The sequence below is a fragment of the Dyadobacter frigoris genome, from assembly GCF_005280585.1.
Lineage (GTDB): Bacteria > Bacteroidota > Bacteroidia > Cytophagales > Spirosomataceae > Dyadobacter > Dyadobacter frigoris.
Genome location: NZ_SZVO01000001.1, coordinates 1 through 19,915, shown reverse-complemented (window position 1 = coordinate 19,915; position 19,915 = coordinate 1). Strand labels below are relative to the sequence as shown.

Here is a 19,915-nt window from a genome sequence, read left to right as displayed (position 1 = left end):
TTTTTTGTACAAGATAAAAAATAGGTCTTCGAGGAAAAACGTAGTTAAGGTTATTTAACAAAAAAGCCCTCACAAAATGTGAAGGCTAATCATATCAAATATTCAAATCAAATCTTATTCAATCGTGTCAAATCCGCAGTAAGGTACCAAAACAGCCGGTACACGGATCGTTCCATCCGCTTGTTGGTTGTTTTCCAATAAAGCCGCAAGGATTCGTGGTAATGCCAAAGCAGAGCCATTAAGCGTATGCAGCAATTGCGTTTTCTTATCCGCCGTTTTGTAGCGAAGTTTCAATCGATTTGCCTGGTAAGTTTCAAAGTTAGAAACAGAGCTGCATTCCAGCCATCTTTCCTGTCCGGCAGACCAAACTTCAAAGTCGAAAGTCAACGCAGAAGTAAAGCCCATATCACCACCACAAAGGCGCAGGATACGGAAAGGTAATTCCAGTTTTTCCAGCAGCCCTTTCACATGGTTTGACATATCCGACAAAGCCTGGTAAGAATCTTCCGGCTTGCATATCTGAACAATCTCAATTTTATCAAACTGATGCAAACGGTTCAATCCACGAACGTGTGCTCCCCAGCTTCCTGCTTCACGGCGAAAACAAGGTGTATAAGCCACATTTTTAACCGGCAATTCATTTTCCGCAACAATCACATCACGGTATAAATTGGTAACCGGAACTTCTGCTGTTGGAATCAAATAAAGATCATCCTGAGCATCATGATACATCTGGCCTTCTTTATCCGGCAATTGTCCCGTTCCAAAACCCGAATCCGCATTGATAAGGATGGGAACTTGAACTTCGGTATAACCTGCTTTTCCTGCTTCGTCCAAAAAGAAAGCGATCATGGCACGTTGCAAACGCGCCGCTTTTCCTTTGTAAACCGGGAAACCAGCAGCGGTAATTTTATTACCAAGTTCAAAATCAATAATTGGAGCAAGTTTTCCGCCCAGTTTTTTGATTAATTCCCAATGTGGCTGCGCGCCTTCAGGAAGAACTGGCTTAGCACCTTCTTCAAGCTCATTCACATTATCCTCAGCTGCACGACCTTCCGGAACACTTTCATGCGGAAGGTTAGGAAGTTTTACCAGCTCGCTTAGCAATTCCTCTTCTGTTGCTTTGTGCTGCTCGTCAAGTACTTTTGATCTTTCTTTTAAAGCAGCCGTTTCACCTTTTGCAATTTCCGCTTCGCCTTTTTTGCCTTCCTTCATCAAACCGCCAATTTCCTTTGCTTTTGCATTGGATTGAGTTAGCACAGCATCAAGTTCCTGCTGTGTCTCACGACGCAAACGGTCAAGTTCTATAATTCGGTCAACAGCCGCTTCCGGATCTTTGTAATGTTTTTTTGTCAATCCGGCGATTGTCAATTCTCTGTTTTCGCGGATAAAAGTTGTTTGTAACATAGAGCTATTTGCTGTCAGCGATCGGCTAACAGCTAAACGCCAAAAGCCAATCGCTAAATAATAAGTTTATCAGATTTAAAAAATCACGGTGCCGTGAAAATATCTTTCATCGCATCTTCATAATAAAAAAGACGCTCGTTAAGCACATTAAGCGCTTCTGCTTTGTATTTCGAATGAATTAAAAGCGAAAGATTATGTTCCGAAGCACCATACGAAATCATTCGTATAGGAATATTTTTCATTGCTTCCAGCACTTTTAACGCAATTCCTTCTTTGTCTGCACTGAAATTTCCAACAACGCAAATGATGTTCTGATCACTGTCGTTTTCTTCCAGATCTGCAAATTCACGAAGTTCAGCGGTAATTGCTTCCAGATGTTCAGAATTATCAATTGTTACTGAAACCGAAACTTCGGAAGTGGTGATCATATCCACCGGCGTTTTGTATTTTTCAAAAATCTCAAAAACGCGTCTCAGGAAGCCATATGCATTCAGCATACGGGTCGAATGAATGTATATCGCTGTAATATTATCTTTCGCAGCGATCGCTTTAATTTCCCTGTCAGAAGATTTGTTAGCGATAAGCGTTCCCGGAGCTTCTGGCTGCATTGTATTTTTCAAACGAACCGGTACACCACGAAGTTTCGCAGGCGTGATCGTGCTTGGATGAAGAATTTTTGCTCCGAAATAAGCTAATTCCGCCGCTTCTTCAAAAGTCAGCTCACGGATTGGGAACGTACGTTTCACGATGCGAGGATCGTTATTATGCATTCCGTCAATATCCGTCCAGATCTGAATTTCCTCTGCACGAATTGCGCCACCGATCAAAGAAGCTGTATAATCAGATCCGCCGCGTTTCAGGTTATCAACTTCTTCACGTGGGTTTCTGCAAATGAATCCTTGGGTAACGATCGTCTGTTTGTCAGGATGCTGCGCCAAAATCGCCGTTAATTTTTCTTCGATTTTTTCAAGTTCCGGTTCGTTGTCCGCATCGATACGCATAAATTCCAACGCAGGAAGTAAGACAGAACTATCTCCTTTTTCTTCCAGATATCCCTGAAAAAGCTGCGTACTTAACAACTCCCCTTCTGCAACAATTTCCTTTTCCTGTTTTGATGCAAAAGGTTTAATACCAACCAACGACCGGATAAATCCGAATTCATTATCAATAATTTCCTGGCCTTTGGCTAGACCCGCTCCGGTTGAATACAGCTCCTTAATGAAAGCATCGTAATGCGCCTTCAAATCATCGATTTGCTTTGAAGCTGACGCATCTTCGTTTGCCTTGGCAGCTTCTCCTATCGCAATAAGCGCGTTGGTTGAACCCGACAGAGCGGATAATACTACAATTTTCCGACTTGGATCCGTCAAAAGAAGTTCACGGATTGAATGCATACGTTCAGGTTTCCCAACCGAAGTGCCGCCAAATTTCCAGACTTGCATAATTATTAATTGAAATTTTTGATTACTAAATAAAATGTCAGGGATTGTAATTTTTTGTCAGGAGGTTGTCAGGGATTGTTATTGATCGTAAACAATATCTGACTATTCCTGACCACCCTTGACCGCGCGGCGGCCGCAACAAATGACAATTTCCTGACAACAACTGACCACCTCTTGACTATTTCCTGACTATTTCCTGACAAAAACCTGATCCTTCAGCCCCACCATCTTAATGGCCGTCATCGCTGCTTCGTCGCCTTTGTTTCCGAATGCTCCGCCTGCTCTGTCGATGGCTTGTTCCATGTTATTTGGTGTCAGGACACCGAAAATCACGGGTTTGTTATTTTGGATACTGATGTTTGTAATTCCTTGGGCAACGGCGTGATTGATGTAATCGTTGTGTTTTGTCTCTCCCTGGATTACTACGCCTAAGGCGATTACGGCATCGATATCTGCGCGTTGTGCGAACCAATGTGCGCCTAACGTCAACTCGAAACTGCCCGGAACATTTCCTCTTTCGATATTGGATTCCGATGCGCCGTAGGTAACTAAAGTCTGATACGCACCTTCAAAAAGTTTTTCAGTAATCTCGCTGTTCCATTCTGCAACTACGATTGCGAATTTTTTATTGCTGATATCAGGAAGTCCCGCTGTATTGAAAACGCTTAAATTTTTATCTGCACTTGACATATAAGTACTTGTTAATGATCGATTTTGATTTAAAATATTTTATATAAAAAAAGGATAAAACCGTTGTCGGCTTTATCCTTTTTTGGAACAATAATGTATTACCATTTATTTGCCGACTTGTCCCTCTAACAATCCCATGTACTTCTTCGCATTCACAACTTCCGATGAAAGTGGGAACTCGTCAATAACACGTTTATAGGAAGCAACAGCGTCAGCAGCCTGATTCGCTTTTTCCTGAGCGATAGCAAGCTTCATCAAATATACTGGCGTGAAATATTCGTTTTTGTCGTAGTCAGATGCTTTTTTGTAATAAGAAATCGCCTCAGCAGGCTGATTTTTTTCAAGATAAGCGTCACCAATTAATGACTGAGCACGTGCATGAACCAACAGATCAGAAGAACTGAAAGATTCAAGATGACTGATCGCGTCGTCGTATTTGCCTTGTTTAAGCAAAGCAACACCTGCATAGAAATTCGCAAGGTTAGCAGCTTCTGTACCTTTATAGCTGTCAGCAATAGACAAAAGCCCTTCGTTTCCTCCGCTGCCGTTCAATGCTTTTGACAAAGAATCAGCTTCGAAATCATAAACAACAGAAGAAAGCGCCTTTTGTGCCGTTCCTTCTTGTCCATCTATATAAAAACGATATCCTGCAAACGCTACAACCGCAACAAGGATCACTCCGCCAATACCAGTAAGTACCTTACGATTTTTAAGGAAAAAAACCTCAGCCTTATTGATTTGTCCGGCTAATGCTTCCGGCTTTTCAATAATTTCAAACCCGGACTCGTCCGTATTTTTCTTGCTCATGTCAATTAATTCGTATTTTGGAGTGCAAAGTTATGAAAACTTATTTAAGTCAAAACACTTCTCGCACAATTCTTTACACATCATTTAAATTGCTCTTCCCTCTTATATTAACTTTTTGTTTGAAATTTTAGTATTTGACCACAATTTTTCTTCCGAAAATAAGTTAAAAAATCTTTTTCAAACAAAAATAAAACTGCGTAACGCATACATTTTCAGTACCATTACGCAGTTAAATTCTTCCAACAAAGAGCGAATCTTAGCTATATAACGGATATTCTGTCATCCAGTTATTAATCTCCTGTTTCACAGCTGCGATTTTTGTATCCTGATCATGATTAATCAAAACAGTATCGATCAAATCAACAATACGCTCCATATCCGTTTCAAGCAGACCGCGAGAAGTCATGGCAGCGGTACCTAAACGCATACCCGACGTTACCATCGGAGATTTGTCGTCAAAAGGAACCATATTTTTATTGATCGTGATATCAGCTTTTATCAAAGTATTTTCGGCAAGCTTACCTGTAAGCCCTGATGCAACACCATTTTTAGTACGCAAATCGATTAGCATCAAGTGATTGTCTGTACCACCGGAAATAATTTGATAGCCTTTTTCTACAAATGCTTTTGCCATTGCCTGTGCATTTTTGGCAACCTGCACAGCGTAGTTGTAATATCCTTCGCTAAGCGCTTCACCGAAAGCAACCGCTTTGGCAGCTATAATATGTTCTAACGGTCCGCCTTGTGTTCCAGGGAAAACGCCTGAATCCAATAAAGATGACATCGTACGAAGTTGTCCTTTTTGCGTTGTGATACCAAAAGGGTTTTCAAAATCATCACGCATCATGATTACACCACCGCGAGGACCGCGTAATGTTTTATGCGTTGTTGTGGTAACAATATGGCAATGTCCCATCGGATCATTCAACAAACCTTTTGCGATAAGCGCAGCCGGGTGAGAAATATCAGCCAAAAGAATGGCTCCGATCTGGTCAGCAATATTACGAAGTCTTTCATAATCCCAGTCACGGCTATAAGCAGACGCACCGCAGATCAACAACTTCGGACGTTCTTTCAAAGCAGTTTCCTCAACTTTATCCCAGTTGATAAGACCTGTTTCAGCTTCAACACCGTAAAATACCGGTTGAAAATATTTACCTGAAATATTAACAGGGGAACCGTGAGAAAGGTGACCACCGTGTGCCAGGTTGAAACCCATAATTTTATCACCAGGATTCAAACAAGCCACAAATACGGCCATATTTGCCTGAGCACCCGAGTGAGGCTGAACGTTTGCCCACGTTGCGCCGAATAATTCTTTCAAACGGTCAATCGCAATTTGTTCCACTTCATCGACTACTTCACAGCCTCCGTAGTAACGTTTTCCCGGAAGACCTTCTGCATACTTGTTTGTAAGCACACTTCCTGACGCTTCCATCACCTGCTTGGATGTAAAATTTTCGGAAGCAATCAGCTCAATACCTGATTCCTGGCGATGTTTTTCCTTATTAATTAAGTCAAAAATTTGGGTATCACGTACGACGCTTGTGAGTGTAGACATGGTATTTCTCTTGAAATGATGTGATGTTTTTTTAACAAGCAACAAATCTACAATAGATTATTCGGTTATGAAATTTTCACACACACTTTATGTTGAATTCCTGCTTTGCAACTTGCGTGTACGAGCACTCCAATGCATTAACGCTAAGTTATTTTTTAAATTTTTTTAATAATATTCACTTTGTGTTGTAATTTTGCAGACGAAATTTATATCATTACCTTATGTTCTAATTAAAATCAGCATAAACGCCGTGGTATTAAATTACTGTCTGTCAGTACTATCTCAAATCAACTGTTCTTTTTTCGTACTAAACTCTTGATTAAAATCACATTTTATTAAAAACATGGACCAACAATCTCTCAATCCGGAAACAATTTTAATGCAGGCGGCGGACAACGCACTCTCAGGCGGAAGTGTAGGACAACCTATTACATACGAAAAAATACCTACCCAGATTTTTGCTGATTCAAAAGACGCTTCCAATGCAGTAGCACAGGAAATCGCTGATTTGATTCGTCAGAAGCAAAAAGAAGGCAAAAATTGTGTACTTGGCCTTGCCACAGGATCTTCTCCAAAAACCGTTTATGCCCGACTGGTTAAAATGCACAAGGAAGAAGGCCTGAGCTTTAAAAATGTTATTTCATTCAATCTGGATGAATATTATCAAATGGAACCGGATTCTATTCATAGCTATCACCGGTTTATGAAAGAACAATTGTTCGACCATGTTGATATACCAAAAGAAAATTATTTCCTGCCAGACGGAACAATTCCGGCGGCTATGGTGCGTGACTACTGTACTTCATACGAAAATAAAATTAATGCTGTTGGCGGACTTGATTTCCAGCTTTTGGGAATTGGTGGAAATGGACACGTTGGTTTTAACGAGCCAGGTTCATTAATCAATGCACGTACAAGGCTGATCACACTTGACCATTCTACGCGCGCAGCCGCTGCGATGGAATTTGGCGGATTGCATAAAGTGCCTCGTAAAGCGATCACATTAGGAGTCGCGCCAATTTTAAGTGCACGTCGTATTGTTTTACTTGCATGGGGTGAGCGCAAAGCTTCGGTAATTAAAGGCGCTGTTGAAGGCCCCGTTACTGAACGTAATCCAGCATCTTATCTTCAGGCACATCCAAACGTTGCTTTTATCCTGGATGAAAGCGCCGCTTCGGAACTGACTCGCGTAAAATCGCCATGGGCTGTTGATTCTGTCGTTTGGGATAATAAAATGATCAAAAAGGCAGTGACACATTTGTCTCAAAGCCTTAAAAAACCAATTCTGAAACTTACAGATAAGGATTATAACGACAATGGTATGAGCGATTTGCTTGCACAATATGGTGCCGGTTATGAAATCAATATCAACGTTTTCAATCAATTACAACATACCATTACAGGATGGCCGGGTGGAAAAGCGAACGCCGACGATACAAATCGTCCGGAACGTGCGCAGCCTGCCAAAAAACGCGTGCTTATTTTCAGCCCGCATCCGGACGACGATATTATTTCGATGGGTGGTACTTTCCAGCGTTTGGTTGATCAGGGACATGAAGTGCATGTTGCTTACCAAACTTCCGGAAATATTGCCGTAGCGGATGATGAAGCACTTCGTTTTATTGATTTCGTTGTTGATTTTAATAAAGAATTTGGCATCAGCAGTCCGGAAGCAACAAAAATATTTACCGATGCAAAAGACTTTTTGAGACATACCAAAGACAGTGAAATTGATACTTTGGAAATTCGTCATGTAAAAGGAGCTTTACGTCGTGGAGAAGCAAAGGCGACTTGCCGTTTTGTTGGAATACCAACAGCCAATGCGCACTTCCTGAATATGCCATTCTACGAAACAGGTACAGTTCAGAAAAACCCGATCGGTGAGGAAGATATCAAAATCATTGAAAACCTGATTGAAGAAATCAAACCTCATCAAATTTACGCAGCTGGCGACTTTGCCGATCCACATGGAACGCACAAAGTATGCTGGGATGCGATCGAGGCAGCACTTGGCCGTTCGAAACATAAAAATTTCATGAAGGATTGCTGGGTTTGGTTATACCGCGGAGCCTGGGCCGAGTGGGATATCTACGAAATCGAAATGGCAGTTCCAATGAGCCCGGATCAGGTTTTGAAAAAACGTCAGGGAATTTTCAAACACCAGTCGCAAAAAGATGGTGTGGTATTCCAGGGTGAAGATTCACGTGAATTCTGGCAACGTGCCGAAGAGCGCAACCAGGGAACCGCCAAACTGTATAACAATTTAGGTCTTGCGGAATACGAAGCAATGGAAGCTTTTGTTCGCTGGAAATTTTAATTGACATAGAGTTAAAAAGGAAAGAGCTGTAAATTTGATTTACAGCTCTTTCCTTTTTTGTTAGTAATTATATTCTTCTGAGTGTATATCCTTGATAGTTGTGCGAAATGGTTTTCATCCCAAAAAACGGCATGAAAGATTTAATTAAAGAGATTGCAGGGCATTAAAGCTCCATATCAATCCACATGCGCTGAGCCATTTTCTCAACCATGCTTAAAACACCCTGAACTGCTCCGAAAAAAATACAAAGAGGCAATATCACAGGTAAAAAGATTAGCCATTGTAAGGCCATTGCAAAATTGAACTTTTTAAAAATGGGTGCTTTCATAAGATCGGGGTTAGTTACACAGGACCAAAATTTGATTCACAAATTAACTATAATTTACTAATAATCAACGCTAACATAAAATTAAACGTTTCTTTGATATTAAAAATTTCAATAAATAATGTAATTATTTCGATGCTTATTGTTTACAAAGCAATTTCGGGTTTACAGCTACTTGTCAAAATAACCCTCCGTGTAGAAAAAAATTTGTTTATTTGTTATAGTAAAGCAAACCTACATCATTAAAATATGACGTCTTCCGACATCATTCAATTATTACCCGATTCCATAGCCAATCAGATCGCCGCCGGAGAAGTGGTTCAGCGACCTGCATCGGTTGTGAAAGAACTTCTTGAAAATGCCATAGATGCCAAAGCTGGTAATATTCAGGTTATTTTACGTGAGGCCGGCCGGACACTTATTCAGATTATTGATGACGGCTCGGGCATGTCCGAGACTGATGCAAGAATGTCTTTTGAACGTCATGCCACTTCAAAAATCCGTCAGTCAGAAGATCTGTTCCGGATTCGAACCATGGGATTCCGTGGTGAAGCTTTGGCTTCCATAGCTGCGATTGCACAAGTAGAAATGCGTACGCGCCAGGCAGATAATGAACTTGGTACCCTAATAAAAATTGAAGGCTCAGAAATAAAAACACAGGAATCCATTGCCTGCTTGCCGGGAACAAATCTTTGTGTCAAAAATCTTTTTTATAATGTTCCCGCAAGGCGCAATTTCCTGAAATCTAATTCAGTAGAAATGCGCCATATCCTGGATGAGTTTCAAAGAATAGCACTTGCACATCCGGAAGTTGGTTTTACATTACATCATAACGATACAGAGGTTTTTAATCTGTTACCAGGAAAACTGGTTCGCCGGATCATTGATATTTATGGCAGGAATTATCGGGAGCAACTAGCATTCTGTCAGGAAGATACATCTTATATCAGTGTACGAGGTTATATCGGAAAACCGGAATTTGCCCGGAAAACCAGAGGAGAGCAGTTCTTTTTTGTAAATGACCGGTATATCAAACATAATTACCTGCATCACGCAGTAACGAGTGCTTTCGATGGTACGATTCCGGAAGGAAGTCATCCGTTTTACGTTTTGTTTATTGAAATAGATCCGGCGCATATTGACATCAATATTCATCCGACAAAAACGGAAATTAAATTTGATGACGAGCGTTCGGTTTATGCGATCATCATGGCGGCAGTCAAAAAGGCCGTTGGGGTTTATAATCTCTCACAGTCGATTGATTTTGAGGATAATATTAATTTCTTAAATCCGTCGAAATCAGATCAGAACCATGACAGTATTCCTCGTACCGTAATGCCGGATTGGGCTGCACAGTCGAGACATGCAGAAAATGGTCCGTCGAAAACTAACCTTACCAATTGGAATAAATTATTTGAAGGTCTTCAAAATACCGATGACAGAAGTCGGGAACTGGCCGCTTTTGAAATGAATTCCACAACGGTTTCACGGCCAACTTCTTATCAGGAACAGCCGATGACCATTGCCAGCAAGGTTAACCGCATGGCTTCGGAAGTGATTTCTGCTCCTGAAAGTGACGCAGTTCTTTTTCAGCTTCATAACCGGTATATCCTTTCCCAGGTGAAAGACGGCATTATGCTGATTGATCAAAAAGCGGCTTATGAACGTATCTTATATGAGCGATATCGTAAAATGCTTACAAACCGCAATGGAGCCTGTCAGCAGCTTTTATTTCCAAAAACAATTCGTTTGACACATTCGGATATGCAATTGGTAAATGAAACAAAAAAGGAAATAAGGAGCCTTGGTTTTGAGTTTGATGAATTCGGTGCTAACGAATTAATTATTCGCGGCATTCCGGCCGATTTACCGGAAGAAAGCGAACAGGATCTTTTTGAAGAATTGATTGAACAATTAAAGCAAAGTTATTCCGACCTGAAATTGAACAAACCTGAAAGTTTATCGCGTGCTTTAGCCCGCCGGTTTTCGGTGCGTTATGCGGTGAAACTTTCCTTTCTGGAAATTCATACTTTGATAGACCAGCTTTTTGCCTCAACCGATCCAAACAGGACTCCAAGTGGTGAAGCGATTATTGTTTTATTGACGATGGATAAGTTAAGCAGTATCTTTAAGGGATAAGGAAACGAAAACATTTCTTAAAGAGTTATAGATTACAAACTTTTGATTTTGAATTAGAATGTTACAAATAACGCCGACGGTTAGAAATTTACTGATCCTGAATGTTCTGTTTTTTATTGTTGATGCATACATTTTACCAATCAGCAACAGATTTGCATTAATGCCAATCCTGTCGTCGGGTTTTATGCCTTATCAATTTGTTTCATACATGTTTTTGCATGGCGGGTTCGGGCATTTATTTAGTAACATGTTCGGTTTATTTATGTTTGGGCCTTTGCTTGAAAGGATGTGGGGACCTAAAAAATTCCTGTTCTTTTACTTCTTTACCGGGATAGGCGCAGGACTTCTTTTCTCTGGAATCGGGTATTATGAAAACGCACAATTGCTTAAATCTGTGGAAGTTTATGTTCAATATCCCACTCCCGACGGGCTTGTTGACTTCATGAGTCACCATGCAAAAGGTTTTTATCAGGCCAATCTGGATTTTTTTAATGCTTTTGAAGAAAATCCTACCAATCCTTCGTATATTCAAAATAGTATTGTCGCTGTCAAAAGCGTATATCAGGCAAGCATTGATACACCAATGGTTGGAGCGTCAGGGGCAATTTTTGGGATTCTAATGGCGTTTGGAATGTTGTTTCCAAACACGGAGCTTTTTATGCTCTTTATTCCGTTTCCGATCAAGGCGAAATACTTTGTTGCGTGTTATGGATTATATGAACTGTATTCAGGGATACAAAATGCACAATCTGATAATGTTGCGCATTTTGCACACGTTGGAGGAATGCTATTTGCATATATATTGTTGCGTTACTGGGGCACACAAAGACAAAATTTTTATTGAAAGAAGAAGATGAGCAATATTGTTGACGACATTAAGAGAGAATTTGAGAAATCGGAGAATTCGCTCGTAAAAATTATTTTAATTAATACGGCCGTTTTTCTGGTATTGTTATTGGTAAAAATCATTTTTACACTTAGTCAGTCATCCAATATTTATAGCTGGATTATTGATATGCTTGAGCTTCCGGCATCACCTCAGGAATTTATCCGAAAGCCGTGGACGCTTATAACTTATTTCTTCACACACGAAGATATCTTCCATATTTTATTCAATATGCTGTTTTTCTATTGGTTTGGTAAACTGATAGACGAGTATTTGGGTGCAAAACGTGTTGTTGCTCTTTATTTTTTAGGTGGAATTGCAGGTGGTTTGATTTACATGCTGATCTACAATGTGCTGCCTTTCTTCCAGACTCAAGTGGAAAGTTCGACCATGTTAGGTGCTTCTGCAGCAGCTTTTTCCGTTGCAGTTGGAGCCTCTACACTTCTCCCGAATTATACTTTCAATTTGATTTTTTTAGGTCCGATACGGATCAAGTTTATTGCACTTTTTTATATTATATTGTCACTTGCACAGACTGTTGGACCTAATGCAGGTGGTAATTTAGCACATTTAGGTGGAGCACTGGTTGGGTATATTTTTATCAAACTGTTGCAAAACGGTACCGACTTGGGTAAACCTGTCTACGCTATTATGAACGGATGGACCGGACTTTTCCGCAGACGTCCTTCGATGCAGGTCACTTATCGTGAAAAGCAGGTATACAGAAGCACCAGTGTATATTCTTCTTCATCGACTTCCTCGACCATAGAAATGCCTGACCAACATGAAATTGATACTATTTTGGATAAAATTTCCAAGTCAGGATACGAGAGCCTTACCAAAGAAGAAAAGCAAAAATTGTTCAAAGCGAGTCAGCAAAAATAAAAAGCAGTAGTCATCATCTATTTGCTTAATTTTGCACATCTTTTTATGTTAAGGCCGATTACCAAAATCTGATTTTCAATAGCTTTCTATATGCTTATTACACCAGGAAAACTACTTGCTAAGATTGATTCTCCCGAGGATTTAAGAAAGCTGGACCGTACTCAACTTCCACAGGTTTGTAACGAGTTGCGTCAGTATATCATTGATAATGTTTCTGTTTACGGAGGTCATTTCGGCGCGAGCCTTGGTGTGGTAGAATTAACAGTAGCACTTCATTACGTATTCAACACGCCCGACGACCAGCTTGTATGGGACGTAGGGCATCAGGCCTATGGCCATAAAATATTAACCGGACGCCGGGATAATTTTCATTCAAACCGTACATATGGCGGGCTTTCAGGCTTTCCAAAACGCAAGGAAAGTATTTACGATGCTTTTGGTGTAGGCCATTCATCTACTTCTATTTCTTCTGCATTGGGAATGGCTGTCGCGTCTGCATTACAAAATCATCATGAACGCCAGCATATCGCGATCATTGGCGATGGCGCTATGACAGCCGGTCTGGCTTTTGAAGGAATGAATCATGCAGGGGCAACAGATTCCAATCTGCTGATTATCCTGAATGATAATTGCATGGCCATCGACCCGAATGTTGGTGCGCTGAAAGAATATCTGACAGATATTACCACGTCTCATACCTACAATAAACTTAGAGACGAAGTCTGGAATATGCTCGGCAAAATGAGCAATTTTGGAAAGAGTGCACAAGAAGTTGTTTCAAAAGTTGAAACAATGATGAAAACTGCAATTCTTCGTCAAAGCAATCTGTTTGAATCGTTGGGGCTACGTTATTTTGGCCCGATTGATGGTAATGATATCGGTCATTTAACAGAAGTATTGAATGATCTGAAAAGTATTCCAGGGCCTAAAATTTTACATTGTTTAACTGTAAAAGGAAAAGGATATGGTCCTGCGGAAAAAGATCAGACCAAATGGCATGCACCCGGAGTTTTTGACAAAATCACGGGAGAGATCAAGAAAAAAGTTTACGATACACCACAACCTCCTAAATTCCAGGATGTTTTTGGAAATACATTAGTTGAGTTAGCAGAGAAAAATTCAAAGATTGTTGGTGTTACTCCTGCGATGCCTTCCGGATCTTCTTTGAATATCATGATGAAAGCAATGCCCGACAGAGCTTTCGACGTGGGGATTGCTGAACAACATGCGGTAACCTTTTCTGCCGGAATGGCAACCAGAGGTGAAGTGGTTTACTGCAACATTTATTCAACCTTCATGCAGCGGTCATACGACCAGGTTGTGCATGATGTGTGTATGCAGGAACTTCCTGTCATATTTTGCCTTGACAGGGCCGGTTTAGTTGGCGCTGACGGACCAACACACCATGGTGCTTATGATATTGCATTTATGCGTTGTGTCCCGAATATGATCGTTTCTTCCCCCATGAATGAGCAAGAGCTACGTAACCTGATGTATACGGCACAACTTGATATCATACAAAAGGGTAGCCAGGCATTTACAATAAGATATCCACGTGGAAACGGAGTAATGCCTCAATGGCAAACGCCTTTCGAAGAAATAAAAATCGGCAAAGGCCGGAAAATTAAAGAGGGTACTGATATTGCAGTGCTGACATTAGGGCCGGTCGGGAATTATGTCGTAGATGCTTATTCAATTCTTGAAAAGGAGGGTATTGATGTTGCACATTACGATATGCGTTTTGTAAAACCCTTGGATGAGGCTATGCTTCATGAAATTTTCCGCCTTCACGACCGTGTAATTACAGTGGAAGACGGTTGCTTACAAGGTGGTTTTGGAAGCGCTGTATTGGAATTTATGATTGATAACGGATACAATTCCCGTGTCAAACGACTTGGAATACCAGATTCTCTGGTTGAGCATGGTGAACCTGCCGAATTACATCATGAATGCGGATTTGACATCGAAGGTATACTGGACGCAATACGTTCCTTAATGCATACAGGCGCAACTGTCAGTTTCTGATTATAGCTTAAAAGATTTTGTAAACCTCTGAAAGTAGCTTAACGGCTGTTTTCAGAGGTTTATTTTTTATATAAATTTGCCTTTTTCGCTACTAAAAAGAGGCTTTTTCAAAAGATCATCCCGATTTTTTCAAGCTATTAAATCCTTAACAATCAGATTTGTTTATTTAAAAATATCAGGTTCCTGCACAAAAAACAGTAAAAGTATACTCTTGTACACTTATTATCTCAAATTTGATATGTAACCGCAACATAATTATTGGAAACTGCGTAATCTTAATTTTAACCAGTTAATGCAATTTTGTTTTCGGTAACAAATGGGACAAAAATACCTTACATGACTAAACGCGACAATTCATTAGATGTTTTAAGGGGGATATTGCTGGTAATGATTACAATAAACCATATCGGTGGGCCGCTGTGTACCGTTACATTCCAACCTATGGGTTTCGTTTCGGCAGCAGAGGGATTTGTTTTTCTATCAGGGTATATATTATGCCTTGTTTATGGCAAAAGATTAATAAGGGGACAATCTGTAACTCTGGCAACAATTTTTAAGCGATCTCTGAAAATTTATTGGTATCACCTTACTGCTCTGTTCATACTTTTAATCCCCTATTTTCTAAATACCCCCTTTCTAAAACAATGGCAATTTAGCGGATTGGCTACTTTTGTTGAAAGGCCGCATGAAGCCGTTTTAGCTTATTCTCTGCTGTTATTTCAACCTGAGCATTTGGATATATTACCTATGTACATTCTGTTTATTCCAATCGGGTTTCTGGCTCTGAAAACTTTTATGAATCAAAAAGCATTATTGATCCTATCTTTTAGCTTTTTACTTTGGTTCGCAAGTCAATTTCAAGCTATCAATTCACAATTTTCTAATCCATTTAGTTTAAGTTCAGGCTTCTTTAATCCTTTTAGCTGGCAAATATTATTTATAGTTGGCTGTTATTTTGGATATTCCAGATCAATTGGAAAAAAGATTATTCCAAAGTCCAAAAAATTTCTTTTCCCTTCTTTAATTATTTTCTTAACTCTTGCCTTCGTCCGATATCACAAAGAGACGGATAGAGAAATTTTTCAACTAATTTTAAATCACTCAAATAAACCGAACCTGCAATTTTTTAGGCTGTTGAATGTATTCATCACAGCTTATATTATCGACTATGCAATAAAATTTAAGTATTTCCCTCATATAAAACCACTTGCATTTTTAGGTCGTCACTCATTACAAGTGTTTGTATTTCAAGTGCTATTAGTATACTTCTATGAGCCATTCAGGCCAGAAATTTTCAACTTCGGATACGCAGGTCGAATTGGAGTTCAAATCTTGGCTTCTTTGACTTTGTTTATTCCTGCATTTATGCATTATTACTCGCAAAATTCTACCAATAAAAAGCTTGCTGCCACGGATAGTAATAACGTAAGAGGTGAATTATTTCAAACTCAAAATAACAGAATGATGGAGGTTAATAGGAAATGACACCCTGCTACTAACACTATATTAAACTTAAAATTTCCATTTCAGATTCTGCTATTGAAGCAAGTTTTTTATTGAGATTATCATAGGCTCCCAACATTTTCCTACCTGCGTCTGTAAGCTCAGTTCCTCCCCCACTTTTACCACCCTTTTTCGCTATTACGTACGGTTCCTGGGCTCTGGAATTCATATCATCCACCATAGCCCAGGCCTTTTTGTAAGACATTCCCATCGCCTTAGCAGCATTTGCAATAGATCCTGATTCTTCTATATGTTTAAGCAATTGGGCACGCCCAAGACCGAAAAACTTATTTCCATCCAGATAAATCCAATATCTTACTCGTAATTCCTTTACCGACTCCATACAATACAAAATTAGTGAACCTCTTTACTTACGCAAATTACCATAGTCCCAGGCATTTTATCTTTTACCGCAAACTTTTGTAAAACATTCAAATAAAGTAATAAAGAGAAGACCGCAGGGATCAACATCTGTGCGGTCTTCTCTTTATTACTACGGTTGACTTGTTGAACTTATACCGTATGTTTTACCAGGTTCAACACCCATGTAAAAAACCAGTTCACCACCCGTCATTATATTTTTATGTGAAATATAGGTGAAAGGATAAGGCCTTCCATTGTATTCAATTTTCTGGATATACTTATTTTGCCCGCTGTTGTTCTTCGTTTTTATTGAAAATGTTTTGCCATTTTCCAGATGCAGTTTTGCCGAATCAAATAAGGGTGAGCCAAAAACATATTTTCCCTCCATCGGATTAACAGAATACATACCTAACGCGCTGAACGCGTACCAGGCACTCATTTGTCCGACATCTTCATTCCCGCAGAGGCCGTTAGCTTTGGTAGTATAGAATTTTTGAACAACATCACGGACCAACTCAGCAGTTTTCCATGGTTCTCCCAGATAATTATACAAATAGGTGATATGATGACTTGGTTCATTACCATGAGCATATTGTCCAATCAATCCGGAAACATCCGGGGCAGTACCTTTACCTAACTCCGAAGACATGGTGAATAAGCTATCCAATCGTGACTTGAAAATCTTTTGTCCTCCAAGTTGCTGGATCAGCCCACGTACATCATGCGGTGCTAAGAAGAGGTATTGCCATGCGTTGCCCTCGGTATAATCAGAAGTAACGGGAACGGAATATAATGGGTCGAATGGACGGCGAAATTTACCACCAGCAAAACGACCATTGAAAAATCCAGCGGATTTATCATAATATAGCTTGTATAACTGACTTCTCTTTAAAAAATAATCTCCATCCACCTTCTTGCCTAAAGCAAAGGCTGCCTTGGCTATCCCGGCATCCGCTATCGCATACTCCATTGCCCAGGCGACAGATTCATGCATTTTGTCCGCGGGAATATAGTTAAGCTTGTTAAGATACTGAAGGCCCATTGAGTCTCTCATAGCTGTGCGTTTCATTGCTTCATAAATCTGTTCTTGTTTTTGTGTAGGAATAAGCCCTTTGACGAATGCGTCAGCTAAAATAATAATAGCTGGATTTCCTACCATACAATCAGTTTCGCTGCCCACCAAAGGCCATACCGGTAAGCGACCCTGTTGCTGATCAATTGCCAGCATCGTCGATGCAATGTCGTTAATCAAACTTGGCTTAACAATCGACATAAAAGGAGCCCAGCCACGGTAAATGTCCCAAAGAGACATAGTAGTGTAATTTTTAAAATCAGCACCTTTGTAAACCTTTTTGTCAGTTCCACGATAGTCGTTATTGGAATCATTAAACAATGTGGGCCCAAGGAACATATGATATAAAGCCGTGTAGAAAACTTCCTTATCCGTTTTGTTCTTCGTTTCTACTTCGATTGCACCTAATGTCTTTTCCCATATTTGATCAGCTTTAAGACGAAATCCTTCGAAATTCCCAACAGGAGCCTCAATGTTCATATTAGCTAAGGCATTTTCTTCGCTTACAGGAGAAATTGCAACTTTAAGCACCATATCCGGATTGCGTGTCGCATCAAAATATAACACAGCTTTGGCATGTCCACTCTCAACCTTTCTGGAATTTTGAAGTGTACTATCACTGTAAAATGCTGCTTTGGTAATTGGTTGGGATGTTCGGATGGAAAAATATAAGCGTTGATCCTTTGACCACCCGGTAGAGAAGCGGTAGCCCGTGAAGGTAGAATCATTAACTTGTTTGATAAAAGTTTTTACCGGTTTATCCCAGTTCATGGCAAATCCCAGATCTACCAAAATATGAGCATTATCCGTTTTGTCGTAGTGATATTTATGAATACCTACCCGTTCGGTTGCCGTTAATTTGGCTTCAACCTTATACTTGTCCAAATACACTTGGTAATATCCCGGACGACATATCTCTGTCTTTTTTGAGAACAGAGAGCCATAACCCGTTGCCGGCTTTTCAAACTTCATTGGATATAATTGCACAGGTCCATTTGCAGGAACAATCATTATGTCATTCAGATCACCAATTCCTGTTCCGCTAAGATGGGTGTGCGTAAAACCCAGGATTTCCTGACTTAAATAGTTATACCCTGAACACCAATCCCAGCCATTAAATTGATCCCAGCCACGTCCAATCTGAGTCGGGCCCAACTGAACAGCACCAAATGGCACATTGGCACCAACGAATACATGACCGTGCTCTTCGGATCCAATAAATGGATTGACATAACTTGTTAAAGATTTGTTTTGCGCTTTTATCGTGGCACTAGCTGTGAAGATGAGGAGACTGGCAACGATTACTTGTTTAATTACATGCTTCATAAAAAAAGGAAAATTATTGGGATCGGAGTGACTAAAAATAGCCATTTCTGCGTGAATATAACAAAGGTTTAGATAATGTAAGGTCTTAGATATTGTTTGGACAACAATTGAAACCTTAGAAAATGTACGTTAGAATCGCAACACGATTTTAAATCTTGGGAAGGCAAAATACTTCTGCAAATTGTTCAATGTCAGAAAATTTATAAAAAATTAGTAAGAATCCTGCTAGTATTGAATATCTATTTTAAGAATATGAATAGGTAATTTTTGGTCAATGGACATATTTATCCAGACATTGCGGGGATATAGCATCGCATTAGCTGTAAAGATAAAATTCCGTATTTAAGAGTACATTACAACTTATATTTTGATGGGGATCTTCAATATCAATAAAAGTGTAGAGAGTTAACTTATGTAGTCAATAGATAAGTCTTAAGCAGAAAGACCATTCTTGTCATATGATTTTTTGTATTGATTGTAAATGGATTGTAGTGAGACTAGTTGTTTCCCAGTATTACAGTTGATTTTGGGTAAAGCCCCGCAGACTAGGTACGCTTGGTTTGCCCAGTCAATATGACCCGACCACACTTAAATTCACTGTTGGGAAAAGAAGTAAAATTATTGTCGCCCCAGGACCTGGCCTTAAGCAAAAAAAAGACCATCCTATTGAGATGGTCTTTTTTGATTATAATAGTATTGTGGCGGCTACCTACTTTACCAGATTTGACCCAAGTATCATCGGCGGTTCCGGGCTTAACTTCTCTGTTCGGGATGGGAAGAGGTGAACACCGGGCCAATAGCCACCAACAAGATTTTCTGTTGATTTGTGGTATGAGAAGAGTTGAAGCGAGTGTCGCCCCAGACCGTTCCAATAGCCACCAACAAGATTTTCTGTTGATTTGTGGTATGAGAAGAGTTGAAGCGAGTGTCGCCCCAGACCGTTCCAATAGCCACCAACAAGCTCTTTGTGAGTGTACAATGTTTGAATGATTGAATGATAGAGTTTTGAATGGTGGCTGCCGATGCAGTCATTCATTTATTCACTCATTCAAAATTCACTCATTGAATTTCATGTCATATTGGAAGCAAAAGAGAATGAGAAAAGATTGTGCAAGCTGTTGGGTAATTAGTACTGCTCAGCTGAATGTATTTCTACACGTACACCTG

The 19,915-nt window shown here is 39.9% G+C and carries 14 protein-coding genes and 1 rRNA gene; 6 read left to right on the top strand and 9 right to left on the bottom strand.

The annotated features are described in order from the left end of the window. Nucleotides 1–114: 114 nt before the first annotated feature. The 5 genes from serS to glyA all read right to left on the bottom strand — a co-directional run bounded on the left by serS (nucleotide 115) and on the right by glyA (nucleotide 5,907). On the bottom strand, nucleotides 115–1,407 hold the full coding sequence (gene serS, locus FDK13_RS00075) for a serine--tRNA ligase (protein WP_137337943.1): 1,293 nt from the start codon (nucleotides 1,405–1,407) through the stop codon (nucleotides 115–117). An 83-nt stretch (nucleotides 1,408–1,490) separates the two neighbouring features. Next, on the bottom strand, nucleotides 1,491–2,849 hold the full coding sequence (locus FDK13_RS00070; protein WP_137337942.1) for an aspartate kinase: 1,359 nt from the start codon (nucleotides 2,847–2,849) through the stop codon (nucleotides 1,491–1,493). A gap of 189 nt (nucleotides 2,850–3,038) precedes the next feature. Next, complete coding sequence (gene ribH / locus FDK13_RS00065) at nucleotides 3,039–3,539, bottom strand: 6,7-dimethyl-8-ribityllumazine synthase (RefSeq protein WP_137337941.1); 501 nt, start codon at nucleotides 3,537–3,539, stop codon at nucleotides 3,039–3,041. Nucleotides 3,540–3,644: 105 nt separating this feature from the next. Beyond that, nucleotides 3,645–4,346 carry a tetratricopeptide repeat protein gene (locus FDK13_RS00060; RefSeq protein ID WP_137337940.1) on the bottom strand — a complete coding sequence of 234 codons (702 nt, stop codon included), beginning with the start codon at nucleotides 4,344–4,346 and terminating at the stop codon, nucleotides 3,645–3,647. A 256-nt stretch (nucleotides 4,347–4,602) separates the two neighbouring features. Then, nucleotides 4,603–5,907, bottom strand: a complete 1,305-nt coding sequence (glyA, locus tag FDK13_RS00055) for a serine hydroxymethyltransferase (protein WP_137337939.1) — start codon at nucleotides 5,905–5,907, stop codon at nucleotides 4,603–4,605. A 379-nt stretch (nucleotides 5,908–6,286) separates the two neighbouring features. Here glyA and nagB point away from each other — a divergent pair, with 379 nt between their 5' ends. Further along, nucleotides 6,287–8,224 (top strand): glucosamine-6-phosphate deaminase, encoded by a 1,938-nt coding sequence (gene nagB / locus FDK13_RS00050; RefSeq protein ID WP_229215886.1) that lies wholly within the window; start codon nucleotides 6,287–6,289, stop codon nucleotides 8,222–8,224. A gap of 163 nt (nucleotides 8,225–8,387) precedes the next feature. Here nagB and FDK13_RS35255 read toward each other — a convergent pair whose 3' ends face one another. Next, on the bottom strand, nucleotides 8,388–8,552 hold the full coding sequence (locus tag FDK13_RS35255; RefSeq protein ID WP_170982680.1) for a hypothetical protein: 165 nt from the start codon (nucleotides 8,550–8,552) through the stop codon (nucleotides 8,388–8,390). Between the two features lie 246 nt (nucleotides 8,553–8,798). Here FDK13_RS35255 and mutL point away from each other — a divergent pair, with 246 nt between their 5' ends. The 5 genes from mutL to opgC all read left to right on the top strand — a co-directional run bounded on the left by mutL (nucleotide 8,799) and on the right by opgC (nucleotide 15,969). Continuing rightward, on the top strand, nucleotides 8,799–10,688 hold the full coding sequence (mutL, locus tag FDK13_RS00045; RefSeq protein ID WP_137337937.1) for a DNA mismatch repair endonuclease MutL: 1,890 nt from the start codon (nucleotides 8,799–8,801) through the stop codon (nucleotides 10,686–10,688). Nucleotides 10,689–10,746: 58 nt separating this feature from the next. Then, on the top strand, nucleotides 10,747–11,532 hold the full coding sequence (locus FDK13_RS00040; protein ID WP_137337936.1) for a rhomboid family intramembrane serine protease: 786 nt from the start codon (nucleotides 10,747–10,749) through the stop codon (nucleotides 11,530–11,532). Between the two features lie 9 nt (nucleotides 11,533–11,541). Then, a complete protein-coding gene (locus tag FDK13_RS00035; protein WP_137337935.1) occupies nucleotides 11,542–12,459 on the top strand; it encodes a rhomboid family intramembrane serine protease in 918 nt (305 codons plus the stop codon). 90 nt (nucleotides 12,460–12,549) lie between these two features. Further along, on the top strand, nucleotides 12,550–14,484 hold the full coding sequence (gene dxs / locus FDK13_RS00030) for a 1-deoxy-D-xylulose-5-phosphate synthase (RefSeq protein WP_137337934.1): 1,935 nt from the start codon (nucleotides 12,550–12,552) through the stop codon (nucleotides 14,482–14,484). 336 nt (nucleotides 14,485–14,820) lie between these two features. Next, a complete protein-coding gene (opgC, locus tag FDK13_RS00025; RefSeq protein WP_137337933.1) occupies nucleotides 14,821–15,969 on the top strand; it encodes an OpgC domain-containing protein in 1,149 nt (382 codons plus the stop codon). Between the two features lie 16 nt (nucleotides 15,970–15,985). On the opposite strand, the gene FDK13_RS00020 is transcribed toward opgC, so the two are convergent. The 3 genes from FDK13_RS00020 to rrf all read right to left on the bottom strand — a co-directional run bounded on the left by FDK13_RS00020 (nucleotide 15,986) and on the right by rrf (nucleotide 19,556). Beyond that, nucleotides 15,986–16,330: a winged helix-turn-helix domain-containing protein gene (locus FDK13_RS00020; RefSeq protein WP_137337932.1), complete on the bottom strand. Its 345-nt coding sequence runs from the start codon at nucleotides 16,328–16,330 to the stop codon at nucleotides 15,986–15,988. A 150-nt stretch (nucleotides 16,331–16,480) separates the two neighbouring features. Further along, nucleotides 16,481–18,748 (bottom strand): GH92 family glycosyl hydrolase, encoded by a 2,268-nt coding sequence (locus FDK13_RS00015; protein ID WP_137337931.1) that lies wholly within the window; start codon nucleotides 18,746–18,748, stop codon nucleotides 16,481–16,483. A 696-nt stretch (nucleotides 18,749–19,444) separates the two neighbouring features. Then, nucleotides 19,445–19,556, bottom strand: a 5S ribosomal RNA gene (rrf, locus tag FDK13_RS00010). Nucleotides 19,557–19,915 lie beyond the last annotated feature (359 nt).